The organism is Pseudoalteromonas sp. SWXJZ10B (assembly GCF_015864475.1).
GTDB lineage: Bacteria > Pseudomonadota > Gammaproteobacteria > Enterobacterales > Alteromonadaceae > Pseudoalteromonas > Pseudoalteromonas arctica.
This window is the reverse complement of sequence record NZ_JADYXD010000007.1, coordinates 34332-53120: the sequence shown is the minus strand read 5'-3', so window position 1 is coordinate 53120 and position 18789 is coordinate 34332. Positions and strand designations below refer to the sequence as shown.

Below are 18789 nucleotides of genomic sequence, written 5' to 3'. Positions count from 1 at the left end.
CTCTCACTTTCTGCCTTGCAGAAACATGGCAGTTAAACTTTAGGGCAGTGTCCCGTTCAAACAATTAAGGTAATAGCATGAGCAACGAATTAAAAACTCAAGTTGTTGTACTAGGCGGTGGTCCTGGTGGTTACTCTGCGGCATTCCGCGCTGCTGACTTGGGCTTAGAAGTTACATTGGTAGAATCTCGTGAAACATTAGGCGGTGTATGTCTTAATGTTGGTTGTATTCCTTCAAAAGCACTTTTACACGTAGCTAAAGTGATTGATGATGCAGCTGAAATGTCATCTCATGGTGTTACTTTTGGCGCACCAAAGATCGATCTTGACCAAGTTCGTACTTGGAAAGATTCTGTAGTTGGCCAGTTAACTGGTGGACTAGAGGGCATGGCTAAAATGCGTAAAGTGAAAGTTGTATCTGGTTACGGCAAATTCACTGGCAGCAATACTTTAGTAGTTGAAGGCGAGAAAGACTCTACAACTATCACGTTTGATAACGCGATTATTGCAGCAGGTTCTAAACCAGTTAACTTACCTTTCATCCCACAAGATGACCGTGTAATTGATTCAACTGGCGCGCTAGAGCTTAAAGATGTACCAGAAAAACTACTTGTACTTGGTGGTGGTATTATCGGTCTTGAAATGGGTACGGTTTACCGTGCACTAGGTTCTGCAATTGATGTTGTAGAATTTGCTGACCAATTAGTTCCAGCAGCTGATAAAGACATTATCAAAATTTACCAAAAATACGTAAGCAAAAAATTCAACGTAATGCTTTCAACTAAAGTTGTTGGTGTTGAAGCTAAAAAAGATGGCTTATACGTAACGTTTGAAGGTAAAAACGCACCAGCAGAACCTGTACGTTACGACAAAGTGCTTGTTGCAGTTGGCCGTACTCCAAACGGTAACTTACTTGATGCTGAAAAAGCGGGCGTAAACGTTGATGAGCGTGGCTTTATTAATGTTGATAAGCAATTACGTACTAACGTAAGCCATATTTTTGCAATTGGTGACTTAGTTGGCCAGCCTATGCTTGCGCATAAAGCGGTTCATGAAGGTCATGTTGCTGCAGAAGTTATTTCTGGTCAGAAGCATTTCTTCGACCCTAAATGTATTCCTTCGATTGCGTATACTGACCCAGAAATCGCTTGGGTAGGTGTTACTGAGAAAGAAGCAAAAGAGCAAGGCCTAAAAATTGAAACTGCGGTATTCCCGTGGGCAGCTTCTGGTCGTGCTATTGCATCATCTCGTACTGAAGGTTCTACTAAACTTATCTTTGATAAAGAAAGTGGCCGTATAATCGGTGGTGCTATGATCGGTATTAACGCGGGCGAAATGCTTGGCGAAATCGGTTTAGGTATTGAAATGGGTGCTGATGGTGAAGACTTAGCGCTTACTATTCATGCTCACCCTACATTGAATGAATCAATCGGCCTTGCAGCTGAAATTTTTGAAGGTTCGATCACTGACTTACCAAACAAAAAAGCAGTTAAAAAGAAGTAATTTAACTTTTTAGCATTTGTTTGAAAAACCCAACTTCGGTTGGGTTTTTTATGTCTGGTTTTTAATTTAAGAGATGTTGAATTAATTCAATGATACCAATCTGCTTATATATGGGGTCTATTTAACGTTAAGAAAATTACGCTAGAACTAGGCAAAAGTTTTTGTATCTAGTTGTTCTAAATAAAAAATTTTTAACGACGTTATAGTGCAATTTAATTCGTTAAATTGATCAAAGATTTATGCAGGTTGGTATGACTATAAATATAAGATTAAATAGCGATAAGTCGTTACAATGCGCGCTTAATTAATTGAAGGTAAATACAGTGAAAAACTCAGTTTTAGCATTACGCGCTCAACAAATAAGTGAATCCCGTCGAGAGTTTAATGCTCGAGGCGGTAAATTAGATCGCTGTGAGCAATGCTTAATAGCTAAGCACTACTGTATTTGTAAAGGTGTTGAGCATGCAGATTGTAAAGCAGCTGTGTGCTTATTAATGTATCACAATGAAAGTTTTAAACCTTCTAATACTGGGCGCTTAATTGCTGAAATAGTGCCAGATAACCACGCATTTAGATGGGATAGAACAGACCCTAACCCCGCTCTTTTAGCTTTGATAAGCGATTCACAATATCAGCCAATGGTAGTATTCCCTGCTGAAGATGTAGAAGAGGGCAGGGCCATTACCGAAATAAGTATTGAAGAGGGTAAAAAACCGCTATTTATATTTTTAGATGGTACCTGGCGTGAAGCTAAAAAAATGATTCGCAAAAGCCCATACTTAGATAACTTGCCTGTACTTTCTGTTACTGCTGATAAACTATCTGATTACCGATTACGTGTTGCCCCTCATGCGCATCAACTAGGCACTGCTGAAGTGGCTATTATGGTGCTAGCGCTTGCGGGAGAAATGGATGCATCTTCTAAATTAGAACAGCATTTTATTAAGTTTCGTGATGCGTATTTGCTTGGTAAGCGCAATAAAGGCCGACCGCTAGAAGAGTAGTTTTACGCAGTTAAGCGAAAGCTTGCTGCTCTTTTAAGTGAGCAAGTGCTTTATTTTGAATTGCTCTGAAGCCTTCTTCAGATGTTAATTGTAAAACCGTATTATATAATTGGCTTACGCTATTGTGAGCCTGAATAAACGAGGTGCAGTCCTCACCAATCATATCCTTAGCCTCTTCGACTCGCTTTAAAAAGTAACAGCTAATATCGGTTTTTCCTTTAAAGTGAGTAGTCGCAATAGCGTTAGATATTCTATTAAGCTGATAACTAAATTCATCAGGTCGAGAACCCTCACCCCATTTACTAATAGAAATATCGCTTTCTAACTGGATAATTACGTTAAGTATGTTTTTAAACTCACTCATTGGCATATTTAAAAAGTTATAACCTTTGGGGCTAAATAAAGCTTTATACGGATTTTCGTTGGGAGTTTGGGCACTAAAAACGCCAATTGGTTTTGCTGTACTTGCGTCTGATACTTTACATAAAAAGGTATTGCTTTGCGGCGTTTTAAAATTCATATCCATTGAGTATTTATGATCCTTGCGTTACTTAGTTATCGGCGCAATTAATGAAAAACTTAGCGAAATTTAAAATATTAATAAAGTATTTGAAGGTATTAATATTGATTAGCTGGGATGCAGTATTACCCTGCAAAAGTTAGTGGTAGTTGCTTAGAGCTTTACTAAACCCAAATTTTAGGCAAAGAAAAGCGCGCTCTATCTCTAGGCGCGCTTGCGGAATCTTCTAATTTTCTGCATCCTGCAATTGAACTTAATCAACTCCAATTTTTACTAATCCATGTTTATTACTATATTACTTTTTAGTTCTATGTAATGTAGACCATCCGGGCCTGTATCCTTAAATTCCTAAATATCCTGTAGGGTAAATACTATTACCAAATCCTTAATTACACTTCCTAGTGTATCCCTATTTTAACCAATCCATTGTGTTGCCTTAAAGGCCTGTCCATTTATTCCTTAAACATCCTGTTAAACAACTTAGCCGTGTTGTTATCCTTTTCGCATCTTCCTGACGCTGTCCTTTTTACAACATCGCGTTGTGATACTCATCCTGAGCCTGTCCTAAAATCCGTGTTGTCCTGGTAACCTAATCATTGGTTGGTTGAGTAAGCAGTCCATTTCCTTTTACTCAATAAGCGTCATTGCTTGGTTGATGCGTAAATTATAGTGCAATAGAGCAACTAAAATAGGGATAAAACTACATTCAATTAGTATTTATGCAATAGTAATAATGTAAAAGTTCAATTAATACAGGTTGTTAGGTTGTTTTTGTGTGTTTTTTATCTTGATTTTTACTCATTAGCTGTCACATCCGTGAGACATCTCTTACACTGCATTTCCTTTTTGGGCGTTATTTACATATTTACATTTATTTAAAGTGTGCACTTTTTGAATGAGCGCGGTAGAATTCAATGATAATAACAATTATTTAGGTGAAATAATGAAGACAGTATTTACACTTGTTTTAGGATTAGCAGCATCGGCACCAGCCTTTGCAAGTGACGTTGTTAATATCTATTCTTTTCGTCAGCCGTTTTTGATTCAGCCAATTTTAGAAGATTTTACAAAACAAACGGGAATAAAAACCAATGTTGTTTTTGCTAAAAAAGGGTTAATTGAGCGTGTTAAACGCGAAGGTAAGCACAGTAAAGCCGATTTAGTATTAACCTCTAATTTTAGTGCGCTTATTCAATTAGAAGATTTAAAATTAACACAAACTATAAAAAGTGACAGTGTAAATAATAACGTGCCTGCAGCTTTTCGTGACGGTGATGGCCAATGGGTCGCGCTCACTAAGCGAGTGCGTAATGTGTATTCATCAAAAGAGCGAGTTGGTGAGTTACCTAAGCTCACTTATGAAGATTTAGCAGATCCTAAATACAAAGGACAAATTTGTACGCGATCAGGCAAACATCCATATAACTTAGGTTTAGTGGCTTCTATGATTGCACATCATGGTGAAGCGCAAACTAAAGAGTGGCTTGAAGATGTTAAGGTTAATTTAGCACGTAAACCTCAAGGTAACGATCGTGCTCAAGTTAAAGCCGTTAAAGAAGGTTTATGTAACTTGGCATTAGGTAATAGTTACTACCTTGGTAAAATGCTAGAAGATAAAGAGCAAAAAGGTTGGGCTGAGGCCGTAAATATTAACTTTCCGAATCAAACTAATCGTGGCTCACACATAAATGTTTCGGGTGCGGTTATTACCAAATATGCTAAAAACCCTGAAAATGCATTAAAGCTCATAGAATATATGACCGACAGCAAAGCACAAAACATGTATGCCTCATTAAATATGGAGTATCCAGTTAAGTCGGGTGTTGAACTATCAAGTTTGGTTGCCTCTTGGGGGAGTTTTAAAGAAGACAGCTTGCCACTTGATGAGATTAGTAAATATCGTCCGTTAGCGCTTAAGCTAATTGATGAGGTGAAGTTCGATCTTTAATGACTAATAAATTTAAGCTGTCTAAATGGCAGCTCTTTGCGTGGTCGACTGGCTTAATTCTATCGGCCCCGTTGTTTTTTCTTCTTTTTGAATCTCTACAAGGTAGCTCTGAGGTGTTTTCCCACCTGTGGGATACCGTGCTTTGGGATTACATAACCAATACCGTATTGCTTGTTTTAGGTGTTTGCGTCCTTAGCTGCGCCATAGCTTTGCCACTTGGGTGGCTAACGGCTTACTGTAGTTTCCCGGGTAAAAAACAGTTTGAATGGGCACTTATGCTGCCCCTTGCTATGCCCACCTATATTATTGCCTATGTATACACTGATTTATTAGATTATGCGGGCCCGCTGCAAATAGCGCTGAGAGAATGGTTTGGCTGGCAATCGCCTAATGACTATTGGTTTTTTGATATACGTACATTACCCGGGGCCATCGTTATGATTGCCTTGGTGCTTTATCCGTATTTATTTTTGATTTTTAAAACGGCTCTTCGCGAGCAGTCATTCAAATTAGTACAAGCTAGCCAGTTAATGGGATTATCTCCTTGGCAAAGTTTCTTTAAAGTAAGCTTAGTACTCTCTCGTGGGGCTATTGTGGCGGCTCTTGCGCTTATAAGTATGGAAACCATGGCTGACTTTGCAACAGTGAGTTATTTTGCCGTAAGTACATTAACGACTGCCGTATACGATACGTGGTTTGGTTATTACTCACTTACAGCGGCAGCTAAAATATCGGGTGTGATGTTATTACTGTTATTTTTAGCATTAATGGCAGAGCGCTTTAGTCGTCGTAACCAAGCGGTATTTGAGCGCCAATCAAGTGTAAATAGTGAATCTCTCTATGTATTAAAAGGAAAGTCAGCTTGGCTCGCAACGGCATTTTGCAGCTTTATTTTATTTATCGCGTTTGTAATCCCTATTGCAGTACTTATAAATTACGCCATTACCTACTTTGATAAAGCATGGAATGTAGAGTTTTTTAGTTACGCTTGGCAAAGTTTAAAAGTGGCTGGGGTTGTGAGCCTAATAACGATTACGTTGAGTATTTTTGTCGTTTTTTATCAGCGTGTGGCAAAGCAAACGTATCCGCTTATTCCTGGGCGTTTAGCAAGCACAGGATATGCGTTGCCTGGCACAGTACTCGCTATTGCGGTTTTGTTACCACTTACATTATTAGAGAACACCATTAACACAGCGCTCGAGCCGTATAATTTAGATATTGGCTTACTGCTTACAGGTAGCATTCTTACTATTATTATTGCTTATATTGTTAGGTTTTACGCCATTGCACACGGAGCAATTGAGTCGAGTTTTTTACGTATTAGCCCATCACTTGATATGGCAAGCCAATCAATGGGTAAAAGCCAAGGACAAACACTGCGTTTAGTGCACCTACCTTTACTGCGAAGAGGATTGCTTACTGCTGCTTTATTAGTATTTATTGAGTGCATGAAAGAACTGCCGGCTGCGCTATTGCTCAGGCCGTTTAATTTTGAAAGCTTAGCTACTCATGTATTTCAGTATGTGAGTGACGAGCAGTTAGAGCTTGCTTCTATATCGGCATTATTTATTGTTATTGTTGGGTTTATTCCTTTGTATTTTATTAATCGTTCTATGGAGCAGCGTAGTTAAATGAGTAGTTTAATTTTACAAGGCGTGAGCTATCACTATAACGGTACAAAGGTTATTCACGATTTAGATTTAACAGTGGGTAAAGATGAAATTGTTTGTCTACTCGGAGCGAGTGGGTGCGGCAAAACGACCACGTTAAAAGCGATTGCAGGTTTAATTGAAGCTAAGCAAGGGTCTATTTTTATAGACGGTAAATTAGTGAGTGATGAGCAATCGTTTGTCTCGCCTGAGCACCGTAACATCGGCATGATGTTTCAAGACTATGCGTTGTTTCCGCATTTGACGGTGGCAAATAATATCGCATTTGGGCTTAGTAAAATGAGTAAAGCTCAAAAGCAGCAACGCGTAGATGAAATGCTTAAGCTGGTACATTTAATTGGCTGTGCCGACAGGTTCCCGCATCAGTTATCGGGTGGCCAACAGCAGCGTGTAGCTATTGCTCGTGCATTAGCTTATAAGCCTAGTTTATTGCTACTTGATGAGCCCTTTTCAAATATCGACACACAAGTACGCTTTGAATTAATTGCCGATATACGTCGAATTATTAAGGCAACCCAAGTATCTGCTGTGTTTGTTACACATTCAAAAGAAGAGGCGTTTGCCTTTTCAGATACACTTGCCATTATGCATCGCGGTAAAATTGAGCAACAAGGCACGCCTGAGCAGCTTTTTGCAGCTCCATGTTCAAAGGAGGTTGCAGAGTTTCTGGGTCAAGGCATATACTTGAGCGCAGAAGTATTAACAGCAACTGAATACAAAACACCATTTGGTTTAGTCGAATCTTATGTTGAGAGTAAGCATGACGTAAGCATAGGGCTTATATATGTACGTCCCCATCAAATAGAATTAGTGGCAGATAACCAAAGTGACAAATTTAGTAAGCGAGCTACAATCATAAGTCGTCGCTTTATTGGTTCGGCGTATGTTTATTCACTTGTTATTGATGAACAAGAAATTGAAGTTGCTGCACAATATGGCCAGTCATTTGAAAATAATGAGCAGGTTATAATAAAAATAAAACCTCACACGGTGAATTTTTTCGAATCGTAATTAATTTGTTATTCGCTGTGTTTTTATCTATAAAACTAAGGAATAACAATGGCGCAAGCGCAATCAGGGATTTGTGCTGAAGCAAACTTACACGGTTTGCACTTATTTTTTAATGTGTTTGATGGTCAAGATGAATCACTTCGCGCAAAGTTAAAACAAGTAAGCGCTATTGAAGAAGAATTTAGCGATCAATTTTCAGAATCAATGCTCTCTTGTATGGTTGCTATTGGTGCGCAATATTGGCCGCATATCCTCCCTGAATACATCCCAAGCGAATTACAGAGCTTTCCTAATATAAACCATAGCGATCATCAAATGAGCGTACAACCGTGCGATTTATTTGTGCAAATTCGCTCTGACCGTGAAGACGTTAACCATTTATTTGCGCTGCAAATTTTAAAACTATTTGCCCCCGATGTTGAGCTGGTGGAGCAAATTCGTAATTTTCGCTTTTTAGATGGTCGTGATTTTAATGGTTTTATTTATGGTGGCGACACCGCACATGGAAGAAAAAAGCGCGCTACGGCTTTAATTAGTAACCCTGGCAATTTTGAAGATCAGGGGAGTTATATTCATGTACAGCGTTATAAGCATGATTTAACTATGTGGCAGCACTTATCATTGAGTGAGCAAGAACAAATAATGGGGCGTACGCGCCTTGATAACACACTAATTATCCCCGCGATTGAAACCAGCCATGCTTCACGTAGTGAGCTAAAAGACGAAGACGGACAACCGCTATTATTAAATCAGAGCATGCCTTATGGCGATGTGTATGAGCAGGGAATGTTATCAATTACATGCGCTAGTACGGGTACTGCATTTGAAAAAGTACTTAAAAGTCGTTTAGGAGAAGGTGATTGCTACGACCACTGGCTTGATTTTACTCAAGCCGATATGGGTTCTGCTTTCTTTGCGCCTTCAGTCGGGTTTTTAAAACAAATTTAGTTTGCTATTAAACCGTATCAAATAAAATGCGAACACGTTCAAGTGTTACATCTATTTCAGATATTTTAGCAGGAGCGATAAAAATAGTATCGTCGCCTGCAATTGTTCCTAGTACGCCATCTGCTTTACCTAATGAATCTAATAAACGCGCGATAAGCTGAGCGGCGCCTGGACTGGTACGAATAATGATCATCATTTCGTTGTGCATAATGTCGATTACTAATTGGCGTAATGGGCTTTTAGCCGTAGGTACACCCATTTCAGCTGGTAAGCAGTAAACCATTTCTTGTTTGGCGTTACGTGTGCGTACAGCACCAAATTTACTTAGCATGCGCGATACTTTACTTTGGCTTATATTGTCAAAGCCTTGATCTTTTAATGCATCAACTATTTCGCCTTGAGAGCCAAAATTTTCTTCTTTTAATAGTGATTTAAATGCTTTTACCAATGCTTCTTGTTTATCTTGTGGTTGCATAGTCTTTATTCGTTTTTGTTATTTATGCCGCAAATTCTACACAAAAATGAATAATTATGCAGCAGTTGTTTAGTTAACTTGCCAGTTTGATGCGTTAAATCACAAAAGTTTACGACTATGGTCGAAAATATACTTGAAATAGACAGGATAAATTTGTTTTTAGTCGCTAATTTCATTATCTTAAGAGCCACAAATGTTTCCTACCTCAAATTACGGAGAATTCCAATGAAAGTTGCTGTATTAGGTGCTGCAGGCGGTATCGGCCAAGCGTTGTCTTTATTATTAAAAACAGGCTTACCAGCTGGCTCTGAATTATCACTTTATGATGTTGCACCAGTAGTACCAGGTGTTGCGGTTGACCTTTCTCACATCCCAACAGATGTTAAAGTAGCAGGCTTTGGCGCAGACGAATTAAACAAAGCGCTTGAAGGCTCTGACATCGTTCTTATCCCAGCGGGTATGCCACGTAAACCAGGTATGGATCGTGCTGATTTATTTAATGTAAATGCTGGTATCATCAAAACTTTAGCAGAAGGCATTGTTGCTAGCTGTCCTAAAGCGTTAGTAGGTATTATTACTAACCCAGTAAATGGCACAGTTCCAATCGTTGCTGAAGTATTCAAAAAAGCAGGTACTTACGACGCTAAACGCGTATTCGGTATTACTACGCTTGACGTTATTCGTTCAGAAGCATTTGTTGCTGAACTTAAAGGCGTAGACGTAGCAACTGTGAAAGTACCAGTAATTGGTGGTCACTCAGGCACAACCATTCTTCCTCTACTTTCTCAAGTTGAAGGTGTTTCTTTCACTGATGAAGAAGTTGCTGCACTTACTCCACGTATCCAAAATGCGGGTACTGAAGTTGTAAATGCTAAAGCCGGTGGCGGTTCAGCTACATTATCAATGGGCGCAGCTGCTGCTCGTTTTTGTATGTCTTTAGTTAAAGGCCTACAGGGTGAAGAAGTTGTAGATTACGCTTACGTTGCTGTTGAAAATGGCGATGCAGAGTACTTTGCACACCCAGTACGTTTAGGTAAAAACGGCGTAGAAGAAATTCTTTCTTACGGCGAACTAAGCGCATTTGAAACAAAAGCAAAAAATGACATGCTTGAAACACTGAAAAAAGACATCAAAGAAGGTGTTGATTTCATGGCGTAATAGCCAAAGTAGAATAACAAAAAAGCCTGCATTTGCAGGCTTTTTTGTTGCTCAGAATTAATGTCACACTGTGTAACTAGTTAAAACTAGTGGTCGCGGTCAACCGCAATACGAGCAAGGCTTATGAGTGCTTGCTTATAGTCAGACTCAGCTAAAAAGTCTAAACAGGCAATAGCTTTGTCAGCTTCAAGCTCTGCTTTTTGCATTGTAAATTCAAGCGCATTAGTTTGCTTCAGTGCCGATAGAATGTCTTCTAAATGCTCCATACCATTACTGTGCTCTATTGCATCACGAATAAGCTGCGTTTGCTGCTCGCTACCATGTTGCATAGCATAAATAAGTGGAAGCGTTGGTTTGCCTTCAGCTAAATCATCACCAATGTTTTTACCCAGCTGCTCAGCATCTGCATTGTAATCAAGTACATCGTCTACTAGCTGAAACGCAGTCCCTAAATGCATACCGTAAAGGTTTAGTGCATCGAGCGTAGTTTGGTCTTGCTCAGTAATAATGGCAGCAAGGCCTGTCGCTGCTTCAAACAACTTAGCTGTTTTAGAGTAAATAACCTGCATATAACTGGCTTCGGTCGTATCTGGGTCGTTGCAGTTCATTAACTGCAATACTTCACCTTCAGCAATAATGTTTGTTGCATCGGCAAGTACTTGCATAACCTGCATTTTTCCAAGGCCAACCATAAGCTGAAATGAACGAGTGTAAATAAAGTCACCAACCAATACGCTAGCAGCATTACCAAATTCAGCATTTGCTGTAGGTGTGCCACGTCGTAAGTTTGATTCATCTACAACATCGTCATGCAATAGCGTTGCTGTATGAATAAACTCAACAATTGTTGCAAGTGTTATGTGATCTTTACCCTGATAACCGAGCGCTTTGGCTGCTAAAATCGCCAGCATTGGACGAACGCGTTTGCCGCCACTGCTAACTATATATAAACCAAGCTGATTAACTAACGCCACATCTGAGCGCATTTGCGCATGTATAAGTTGATTGACGTCATTCATATCGCTTTCGATTAACGCCTGGATAGCTTTTATATCCATTGATCTCCGAGCCAATTTTTATGTGTGAACGGCGCAGATTGTACAACAAAAAATGCACTAGCTCGATATTTTGTGACGATTGATTGAAAAAACACTATTAAAGTACTTAATTTAGACTGAATTAGCCAAGATAACTGATTAATTGATAATCAATATACAGTTTATGGTGTGCTTAGATATTAAGCTGTGAGGGTCATATTTGAGTACATTAATTTATTTCGACTAAGAGTTAAAAAGCGCTTGGCAAAAGGGCTAATTAATATAAAATGGGGTAAATATTGAATTGCTCTCAAAGCAGCTACTTTTTATTCATTTTAATTACAAAATAGGCTTGCTAGTTATTTCGCGTTAGCGTAAACTTCGCGCCCTATCGAAGAATATTTTAGTTGCGCCGATTTGAGGGTGCACAGACGGAGTTAATTATGTACGCGGTTTTCCAAAGTGGTGGTAAACAGCATCGTGTGACTGAAGGTCAAACGATTCGTCTTGAAAAATTAGACGTTGAAACTGGTGCGGCAGTAGAATTTGATTCAGTACTTTTAGTTGCTGATGGTGAGAAAATCGAGATCGGTGTACCGTTCGTAAACGGTGGCAAGATAACAGCTGAGGTTGTTTCACATGGTCGCGGTGAGAAGATTAAGGTTGTTAAATTTAGACGCCGTAAGCATTCTCGTAAGCAAATGGGCCATCGTCAATGGTTCACTGAAGTTAAAATCACTAGCATTAGCGCTTAATTAGAGGTACTTAGAAATGGCACATAAAAAAGCAGCTGGTAGTACTCGTAACGGTCGCGATTCAGAAAGCAAACGCCTAGGTGTTAAGCGTTTTGGTGGCGAATCAGTTCTAGCGGGTAGCATCATTGTTCGTCAGCGTGGAACTCGTTTCCACCCTGGTACTAACGTAGGTATCGGTAAAGACCACACTATCTTCGCAAAAGCAGATGGTAAAGTTCAGTTTGAACAAAAAGGTCCTTTAAACCGTAAATACGTAACTATCGTAACTGAGTAATCAGTAAGGTAGTTAAAAACCCCGCCTTTGCGGGGTTTTTTGTTTTGTAGTCAGTCAAAATATATACCCAAGCCTGCATTTGTGTTGGCTTGGGTATATAATAGAGTTATTAAACAAGCCAATCCCTAAAGTGAGTAATCATGAAGTTTGTAGATGAAGTAGAAATTCGCGCAGAAGCTGGAGACGGTGGCAGTGGCATCGTGTCTTTCCGTCGTGAAAAATATGTTCCAGATGGTGGACCAGACGGCGGTGACGGTGGAGACGGTGGTAGTGTTTATCTACAAGCTGATGAAAACTTAAATACCCTAATTGATTATCAGTTTGAGCGCTTTCATAGAGCTGAACGTGGTACTAACGGTCGTAGCCGTAACTGTACAGGCCGAAAAGCCGATGACTTATTTGTTATGGTGCCTGTAGGCACGCGCATCATGGATGTTGATACCCAAGAGGGACTTGGCGACTTAACTCAAGATGGTCAACGAATTTTGGTTGCAAAAGGTGGTTTCCACGGCTTGGGGAATGCACGTTTTAAATCAAGTACTAACCGAGCACCTCGTCAAAAAACATTGGGCACACCCGGTGAAGTACGTAACTTAAAGTTAGAGTTACTATTATTAGCTGATGTAGGCTTACTAGGATTACCAAATGCAGGTAAATCTACGTTTATCCGCAGTGTATCTGCAGCAAGACCAAAAGTAGCTGATTACCCATTCACGACGCTTATTCCTAATTTAGGTGTGGTACGTCCAGAAGCAAATAAATCATTTGTTATAGCCGATATTCCGGGTCTAATTGAAGGTGCATCTGATGGTGCAGGCCTAGGTATTCGCTTCTTGAAGCATTTAGAGCGTTGTCGTGTGTTATTGCACATTATTGATGTAATGCCGGTAGATGGTTCAAACCCTGTTGATAATGCATTCTCGATTATTAACGAGCTACACCAATACAGCCCTAAATTAGCTGAAAAGCCACGCTGGTTAGTGTTTAATAAAATAGATTTATTACCAGAAGATGAAGCAAAAGCGCTATGCGAAGCGATTGCAGAAGAGCTGGGCGAAACTGAAAATATTTATCACATTTCAGCAATTAATAAACTTAATACTCAACCTTTAATCCACAACATAATGACACTACTTGATAGCATGCCTAAAGAGAAGTTTGTACAAGTTGAAGATGAAGAAGTTGAATTTAAGTGGGATACCTATCATGAAAAAGCCACTAAAGGTAAAGGCAATGATGATGATTGGGACGACTGGGATGAAGATGATTACGACGTAGAAGTTGTCTACGAGCGTTAATTAAATAGAATTTATTAAAAAGGAGCTTATGCTCCTTTTTCTTTGTTTAAGAATAAAGTACTAGGTGTTTATTATGATAATTTCAATGATTGCAGCAATGGCAAATAACCGTGTAATTGGCCTAGATAATAAAATGCCATGGCATTTACCTGCGGATCTTCAGCATTTTAAAAAAATAACTACGGGTAAACCTGTGATCATGGGTCGTAAAACTTTTGAGTCAATAGGCCGTCCTTTACCCGGGCGTCGTAATATTATTATTACTCGAAACAGCGAATATACTGCACAGGGTATTGAAGTGGTAACCACACCAGAGGCCGCACTAGAACTAGTTTGTGCTGTTGAAGAAGTAATGATTATTGGTGGCGGTAATATTTATGAGCAATTTTTACCAAAAGCAGAACGCTTGTATTTAACCTTTATTGATTTAGATATTAAAGGCGATACACAGTTTCCTGATTACAATAAAGTTGCTAATTGGAACGTGAAGGAAGAGCAACAAAACCTTCCTGATGAAAAAAACAAATCTAGTTATAAATTCGTAACTTTGTATAAAGAACATTAACATTATTGCGTAATTTTTGATAGATTGATATAATATTCGATAGTCTATATAAGAACAAAGTATTATAAAGGGTTTGTCATGTTTAAATTACCAAAGCTAGTTGCACTTACTGCTGTTGTCGCTGTAAGTTCTTTTTCGTATACAGCACCTGCAAATGCTGAAGATCAATTAGCAGTATCTATTTGTGAATATATTGCGGCAGACGATAAAAACCGATTACGCAGCAAGCTTAAAAGCTCTCGTGTAAAAATTCGTAATATTTATGATGCAGTACAATGTAATGGTAATAACTTATTACGTCATGCTGTTGCTAGTAATGCAGTGGATACTGGTGAGTATATAGTTAAAAACTTATCAAAAAGTGCGTTAACAGATGGTGCTGATATTGCTTGGGCTGAAGGCAACTTTGCTAGCTCACCACTTATTGCAGTGATTAAAGATCGCGCTGGTCTTTAATTATAAAAAGGTTTTATAACTCTACCTTCAGTAAGGTATTGTTAAATATTGATTAGTCTGAAGTTGTTATTAATAACAATCTCAGGCTTTTTTATTTAGCTAATGTAATCTCACCCCCCCCCCCCAACAAAATCATTAATAAGTTCACTATTTACCTATCTATTTTATATTCCCAAAGTGTAGAGTCTTCACTTTAAAAGCAGCTTCAAATTTACTCCTTCAAAAGAGGTAACTTTATTCAGCTGGTATCTATTTTGTATCTGCTAGTTTATTTACAAACTTAATCACTAAGGATAGATATGAAAGCTGTAATTCCAGTAGCAGGCTTAGGGACGAGAATGCTCCCTATGACAAAAGCTATTCCAAAAGAAATGCTCCCTATAGTTGATAAACCTCTAATTCAATATATTGTCAGCGAATGTGTATCTGCCGGTATTAAAGATATTGTATTAGTTACACACAGCTCTAAAAATGCAATCGAAAACCATTTTGATACAAGTTACGAGCTAGAAGCTACTCTTGAAAAACGTGTTAAACGTGCTTTATTAGATGAGATTCGCTCTATTTGTCCGCCTGATGTCACCATTATGAGTGTACGTCAAGGAGAAGCTAAAGGGCTAGGGCATGCTATTTTGTGTGCGAAGCCAATAGTTGGTGACGATAACTTTGTAGTGCTCCTGCCAGATGTGATACTTGATGCTTATACTGCCGATCAAGAAACTGAAAACTTAGCGGCCATGATTAAACGCTTTAAAGAAACTCAAGCAAGCCAAATAATGCTTGAGCCAGTAGCTAAAGAAGACGTTAGTAAATATGGTATTGCTGATATAAACGGTGTTGAGTTAATGCCAGGTAAAAGTGCTGCAATTAAAGCAATGGTTGAAAAACCTGATGCAGATTTAGCACCTTCAAATCTTGCTGTTGTAGGGCGATATGTACTGAGTAAGAATATTTGGCCTCTACTTGCAAAAACGTCTGTAGGTGCTGGCGGTGAAATACAACTTACAGATTCTATTGACGCATTAATGGCACAAGAAACTGTTGAAGCATTCCATATGAGTGGTCGCTCTCACGATTGCGGAGATAAGTTAGGCTATTTAAAAGCAATTGTCGAGTACAGCATGCGGGATAAAAAGTTAGGTAATGACTTTTCTCGCTTTATAAACGATTTGAATTTACCTTAACTACAGAGCAATAAATTTTATGAAAACTATAGAAGCTAAAATAGTTTTCATAAAATGTAGTGAACGCGGTCTATAAACCTTTGCTAGACTACTCTGGGTTACTAAGTTAGTTACACTTTACCTACACTGTAATAGGTTACGTAGTATGATTGTTACTTATTCTGTATTGATCTTTTAAAGGAACCACCATGATTGAGCAATGCCAAGAATTACCATCGGTTACGTTAACGCAATTAACTGACGACGGTATGCAATCTCTTACAAACAAAGAGTTGTTTGAAGGTAAAAAAGTCGTGTTATTTGCAGTGCCAGGTGCATTTACACCAACGTGTTCAAATGCACATCTACCTGAATTTATTACTCTTGCTGATAAAATTAAAGCAAAAGGTGTTGATGCTATTTACTGTGTATCTGTTAATGACGCATTTGTTATGAAAGCATGGGGCGACTCGCAAAACGCGCAAGAAATTACAATGCTTGCTGATGGCGATGGAAGTTTCACTAAATCGTTAGGGCTTGATAAAGATACCGCTAGTTTTGGTGGTTTACGTTCAACGCGTTACGCTATGATTGTTGAAAATGCAGTAGTAACTGGTTTATTTGTAGAGCAAGACAAAGAGTTTGTTGTAAGCCGTGCAGAATTAGTACTAGAGAAGCTATAACAGTAATAAAATGTAGGTTTTAGCTTTAATTAATCAGCTACTTACTATTTAAAAACCGATGTTGGAAACAACATCGGTTTTTTATTTACGGCTCAAATTTTAAATTACGGTTGGTATTGTCCGCTAAGTGTTAAACCAGAGAAAGTGCTATAGGCGTTAACGCTTAAGTGCCAAGTACCTGCTTGTGGATTGGTAAATGTACATGTTTCTGCGTTGCCATTTTTATAAGGGCGACAATCGTACGTAGTGGTTGTTGGTTGGCTGCCATATTTTACAAATAAGTCTGCATCGCCACTTCCACCCGACGTTGTTACTGTAAACGTACTCATTCCTGCAGGTACATCTAACGTGTAATGTTTCCACTGACCAGTATTGGCTGTCACATCGCTTATAGTGCCGCCGCCTGCTTGTGGAGTGCCTGTACCGCCACCAGACGATGAACCACCAGTAATATTACCTACCAAGCTCACAGCTGAATACGCAGAGTAGCCGTTAAGCATTACGTGGTAAGTTCCCGCAGTAGGGTTATCAATAGAACACTCTTCGCTATTACCGCCTTTATAAGGGCGACAGTCATAGGTAGTAGTTGTAGGTTTACTGCCCGCACGTACGTATAAATCAGCATCACCAGTACCACCACTCATAGTGAATGTTACGTTAGTTGCACCGCTTGGTACGGTCATAGTGTAAAACGCTTGTGCATTTGCAGCCCCACTTAAACCTGTTTTAGCTTCACCATTAATAAGCTCGCTATCACCGCCTGTAGGCGGAGTAGTGCCGCCACTTGCAGCTGCAACAGCTGCGGCTGCATCAACAATACCCGTACCACAGCTAGTACATGTAGCAGGGAACGAACGGGTTGTTGATTTTAAAATACTTTCTATTTCGTCAGGCGTTGCATCTGGTTTTGCTTGCTTAATAAGTGCCGCAACACCTGCTACGTGAGGCGCAGCCATTGATGTACCTTGCGAATAACCGTAGCTGTCGCTTGAAGGTGTAGACGAACCTGAGTTATAAGTTGATAGAACACCCTCGGAGTCGTTTGCAAAACTTTGCGCGCCACCCGGTGCTGCAACATCAATATTGCTACCGTAGTTTGAGTAATAAGCTCGACCGCCATTACGACCTACTGATGCTACGTTTACTACACCATTACAGTTACCTGGGTTGTAGTTTGCGGAGTTATCGTTATCGTTACCTGCAGCAATAACTACCACAGTGCCGTTACTACGCGCGGTGTTAATTGCATTTTGAGTTGTAGAGCTACATGAACCGCTGCCACCTAAACTCATATTTATTACATCTGCAGGGTTTGAGTTAGCAGGAATGCCTGAAACACTTCCGCCAGATGCCCAAATAATACCATCTGCAATATCAGAGGTTAAACCACCACACTTACCAAGTACACGAACAGGCACTACTTTTGCGTTATAAGCTACGCCTGCAACACCTTCACCGTTATTGGTTACCGCAGCAACTGTGCCGGCTACGTGCGTGCCGTGCCAGCTAGAGTTTTGTGCACCGTTAGTGCCACATTCATTCGCAGCAACTGCATCACCAGGATCACGTGCATCGCTATCGCGACCACCGCCATCGTTAGCTACCGATAGGTTAGAGATCATATCGTAACCCGGTAAAATGTTAGCATTTAAATCGGCATGTGGGCGGTAACCCGTATCTAGTACAGCTACAACTACACCGCTACCCGTTGCGGTATCCCATGCAGTAGGTAAGTTTAAACCACCGGCTTGCTCGTAGTAGTGCCATTGGTCATCAAAGCGTGGATCGTTAGGAGTTGAAAACGGCTTTAACATTTGATCCACTTCAATGTATTCAACATTGCCTGAATCAACCATTTCTTGCATAAACTCTTGGGCCTCTGCCGCACTTAATTTTTTATCAGCACGCATTACGTGGTGGTTATTAAGTGCCATTGCACGAATATATTTTGCTTTTACTTTGCCTTTTTTAGAAGCGAAGTTTTTAACAAAGCTCTGTGCGCGCTTTTTCATGCTAGACGGGTTTGCGTCAGCAGTTGAAAAGCTCGCCATTTCGTTATTATTTTTATATTTAATAATGAACTGAGTTTCGAAACTGCCTTGGCTTTGTAGTTTAGCCGATGTTTCAGCCATTGAACTTGAAACTGATTGAGCCATGCCAGATGTTGCTGCAAAAAGCGTACTAACTGTAATTGCAATTGCGCATCTTTTAAAAGTTTTACTAGTTGTCATAATTATCCCTAGATTTTTATTTATTATTTCGTGATATAAGATCACGATGCGGGAACAAAAGTAAACGATCTGTTAATCAGGTTAAAATATC

At 39.5% G+C, this 18789-nt stretch carries 18 protein-coding genes; 14 read left to right on the top strand and 4 right to left on the bottom strand.

The features are described from left to right. Nucleotides 1-77 precede the first annotated feature (77 nt). Together lpdA and I6F54_RS08580 are read left to right on the top strand one after the other, a co-directional pair. Complete coding sequence (gene lpdA, locus I6F54_RS08585) at nt 78-1502, top strand: dihydrolipoyl dehydrogenase (protein WP_007586124.1); 1425 nt, start codon at nt 78-80, stop codon at nt 1500-1502. Nucleotides 1503-1825: 323 nt separating this feature from the next. Continuing rightward, the gene (locus I6F54_RS08580) at nt 1826-2506 is read left to right on the top strand and encodes a tRNA-uridine aminocarboxypropyltransferase (RefSeq protein WP_024590630.1); all 681 of its coding nucleotides are present in this window, start codon (nt 1826-1828) and stop codon (nt 2504-2506) included. Between the two features lie 10 nt (nt 2507-2516). Here I6F54_RS08580 and I6F54_RS08575 read toward each other — a convergent pair whose 3' ends face one another. Further along, nucleotides 2517-3032: a hypothetical protein gene (locus I6F54_RS08575; RefSeq protein WP_165727149.1), complete on the bottom strand. Its 516-nt coding sequence runs from the start codon at nt 3030-3032 to the stop codon at nt 2517-2519. 937 nt (nt 3033-3969) lie between these two features. On the opposite strand from I6F54_RS08575, the gene I6F54_RS08570 reads away from it, so the two are divergent. From I6F54_RS08570 to I6F54_RS08555, 4 genes are read left to right on the top strand one after another with little or no spacing between them, the layout of a single operon-like run. Beyond that, on the top strand, nt 3970-4974 hold the full coding sequence (locus I6F54_RS08570; RefSeq protein ID WP_197140854.1) for a Fe(3+) ABC transporter substrate-binding protein: 1005 nt from the start codon (nt 3970-3972) through the stop codon (nt 4972-4974). Then, nucleotides 4974-6605 carry an ABC transporter permease gene (locus I6F54_RS08565; protein ID WP_197140851.1) on the top strand — a complete coding sequence of 544 codons (1632 nt, stop codon included), beginning with the start codon at nt 4974-4976 and terminating at the stop codon, nt 6603-6605. The genes I6F54_RS08570 and I6F54_RS08565 overlap by 1 nt, the downstream gene beginning before the upstream one ends. Continuing rightward, nucleotides 6606-7655 (top strand): ABC transporter ATP-binding protein, encoded by a 1050-nt coding sequence (locus I6F54_RS08560; RefSeq protein ID WP_197140847.1) that lies wholly within the window; start codon nt 6606-6608, stop codon nt 7653-7655. Between the two features lie 48 nt (nt 7656-7703). Beyond that, nucleotides 7704-8603, top strand: coding sequence for a Dyp-type peroxidase (locus I6F54_RS08555; protein WP_165727152.1), 900 nt, complete (start codon nt 7704-7706; stop codon nt 8601-8603). A gap of 7 nt (nt 8604-8610) precedes the next feature. On the opposite strand, the gene argR is transcribed toward I6F54_RS08555, so the two are convergent. Further along, nucleotides 8611-9078, bottom strand: a complete 468-nt coding sequence (gene argR / locus I6F54_RS08550) for a transcriptional regulator ArgR (protein ID WP_002957753.1) — start codon at nt 9076-9078, stop codon at nt 8611-8613. Nucleotides 9079-9303: 225 nt separating this feature from the next. Here argR and mdh point away from each other — a divergent pair, with 225 nt between their 5' ends. Further along, entirely contained in the window at nt 9304-10236 is a 933-nt protein-coding gene (gene mdh, locus I6F54_RS08545; RefSeq protein ID WP_007586102.1) for a malate dehydrogenase, read from the top strand. A gap of 86 nt (nt 10237-10322) precedes the next feature. Here the strand turns inward: mdh and ispB are convergent, their stop codons facing one another. Then, nucleotides 10323-11294 (bottom strand): octaprenyl diphosphate synthase, encoded by a 972-nt coding sequence (gene ispB, locus I6F54_RS08540; RefSeq protein ID WP_007586099.1) that lies wholly within the window; start codon nt 11292-11294, stop codon nt 10323-10325. Nucleotides 11295-11716: 422 nt separating this feature from the next. Between ispB and rplU the strand changes: the two genes are divergently transcribed. From rplU to I6F54_RS08505, 7 genes are all read left to right on the top strand, one after another. After that, on the top strand, nt 11717-12028 hold the full coding sequence (gene rplU, locus I6F54_RS08535; protein ID WP_002957748.1) for a 50S ribosomal protein L21: 312 nt from the start codon (nt 11717-11719) through the stop codon (nt 12026-12028). A 16-nt stretch (nt 12029-12044) separates the two neighbouring features. After that, nucleotides 12045-12302, top strand: a complete 258-nt coding sequence (rpmA, locus tag I6F54_RS08530) for a 50S ribosomal protein L27 (protein ID WP_002957747.1) — start codon at nt 12045-12047, stop codon at nt 12300-12302. Nucleotides 12303-12442: 140 nt separating this feature from the next. After that, the gene (gene cgtA, locus I6F54_RS08525) at nt 12443-13600 is read left to right on the top strand and encodes an Obg family GTPase CgtA (protein WP_007586086.1); all 1158 of its coding nucleotides are present in this window, start codon (nt 12443-12445) and stop codon (nt 13598-13600) included. 73 nt (nt 13601-13673) lie between these two features. Beyond that, nucleotides 13674-14165: a type 3 dihydrofolate reductase gene (gene folA, locus I6F54_RS08520; protein WP_165727153.1), complete on the top strand. Its 492-nt coding sequence runs from the start codon at nt 13674-13676 to the stop codon at nt 14163-14165. A 78-nt stretch (nt 14166-14243) separates the two neighbouring features. Then, complete coding sequence (locus I6F54_RS08515) at nt 14244-14621, top strand: DUF3718 domain-containing protein (RefSeq protein WP_007586082.1); 378 nt, start codon at nt 14244-14246, stop codon at nt 14619-14621. Nucleotides 14622-14920: 299 nt separating this feature from the next. Further along, on the top strand, nt 14921-15805 hold the full coding sequence (gene galU / locus I6F54_RS08510) for a UTP--glucose-1-phosphate uridylyltransferase GalU (RefSeq protein ID WP_024593607.1): 885 nt from the start codon (nt 14921-14923) through the stop codon (nt 15803-15805). A 188-nt stretch (nt 15806-15993) separates the two neighbouring features. Continuing rightward, nucleotides 15994-16467, top strand: coding sequence for a peroxiredoxin (locus I6F54_RS08505; RefSeq protein ID WP_197140844.1), 474 nt, complete (start codon nt 15994-15996; stop codon nt 16465-16467). Nucleotides 16468-16571: 104 nt separating this feature from the next. Here the strand turns inward: I6F54_RS08505 and I6F54_RS08500 are convergent, their stop codons facing one another. Continuing rightward, nucleotides 16572-18698, bottom strand: coding sequence for a S8 family peptidase (locus I6F54_RS08500; RefSeq protein ID WP_165727155.1), 2127 nt, complete (start codon nt 18696-18698; stop codon nt 16572-16574). Nucleotides 18699-18789 lie beyond the last annotated feature (91 nt).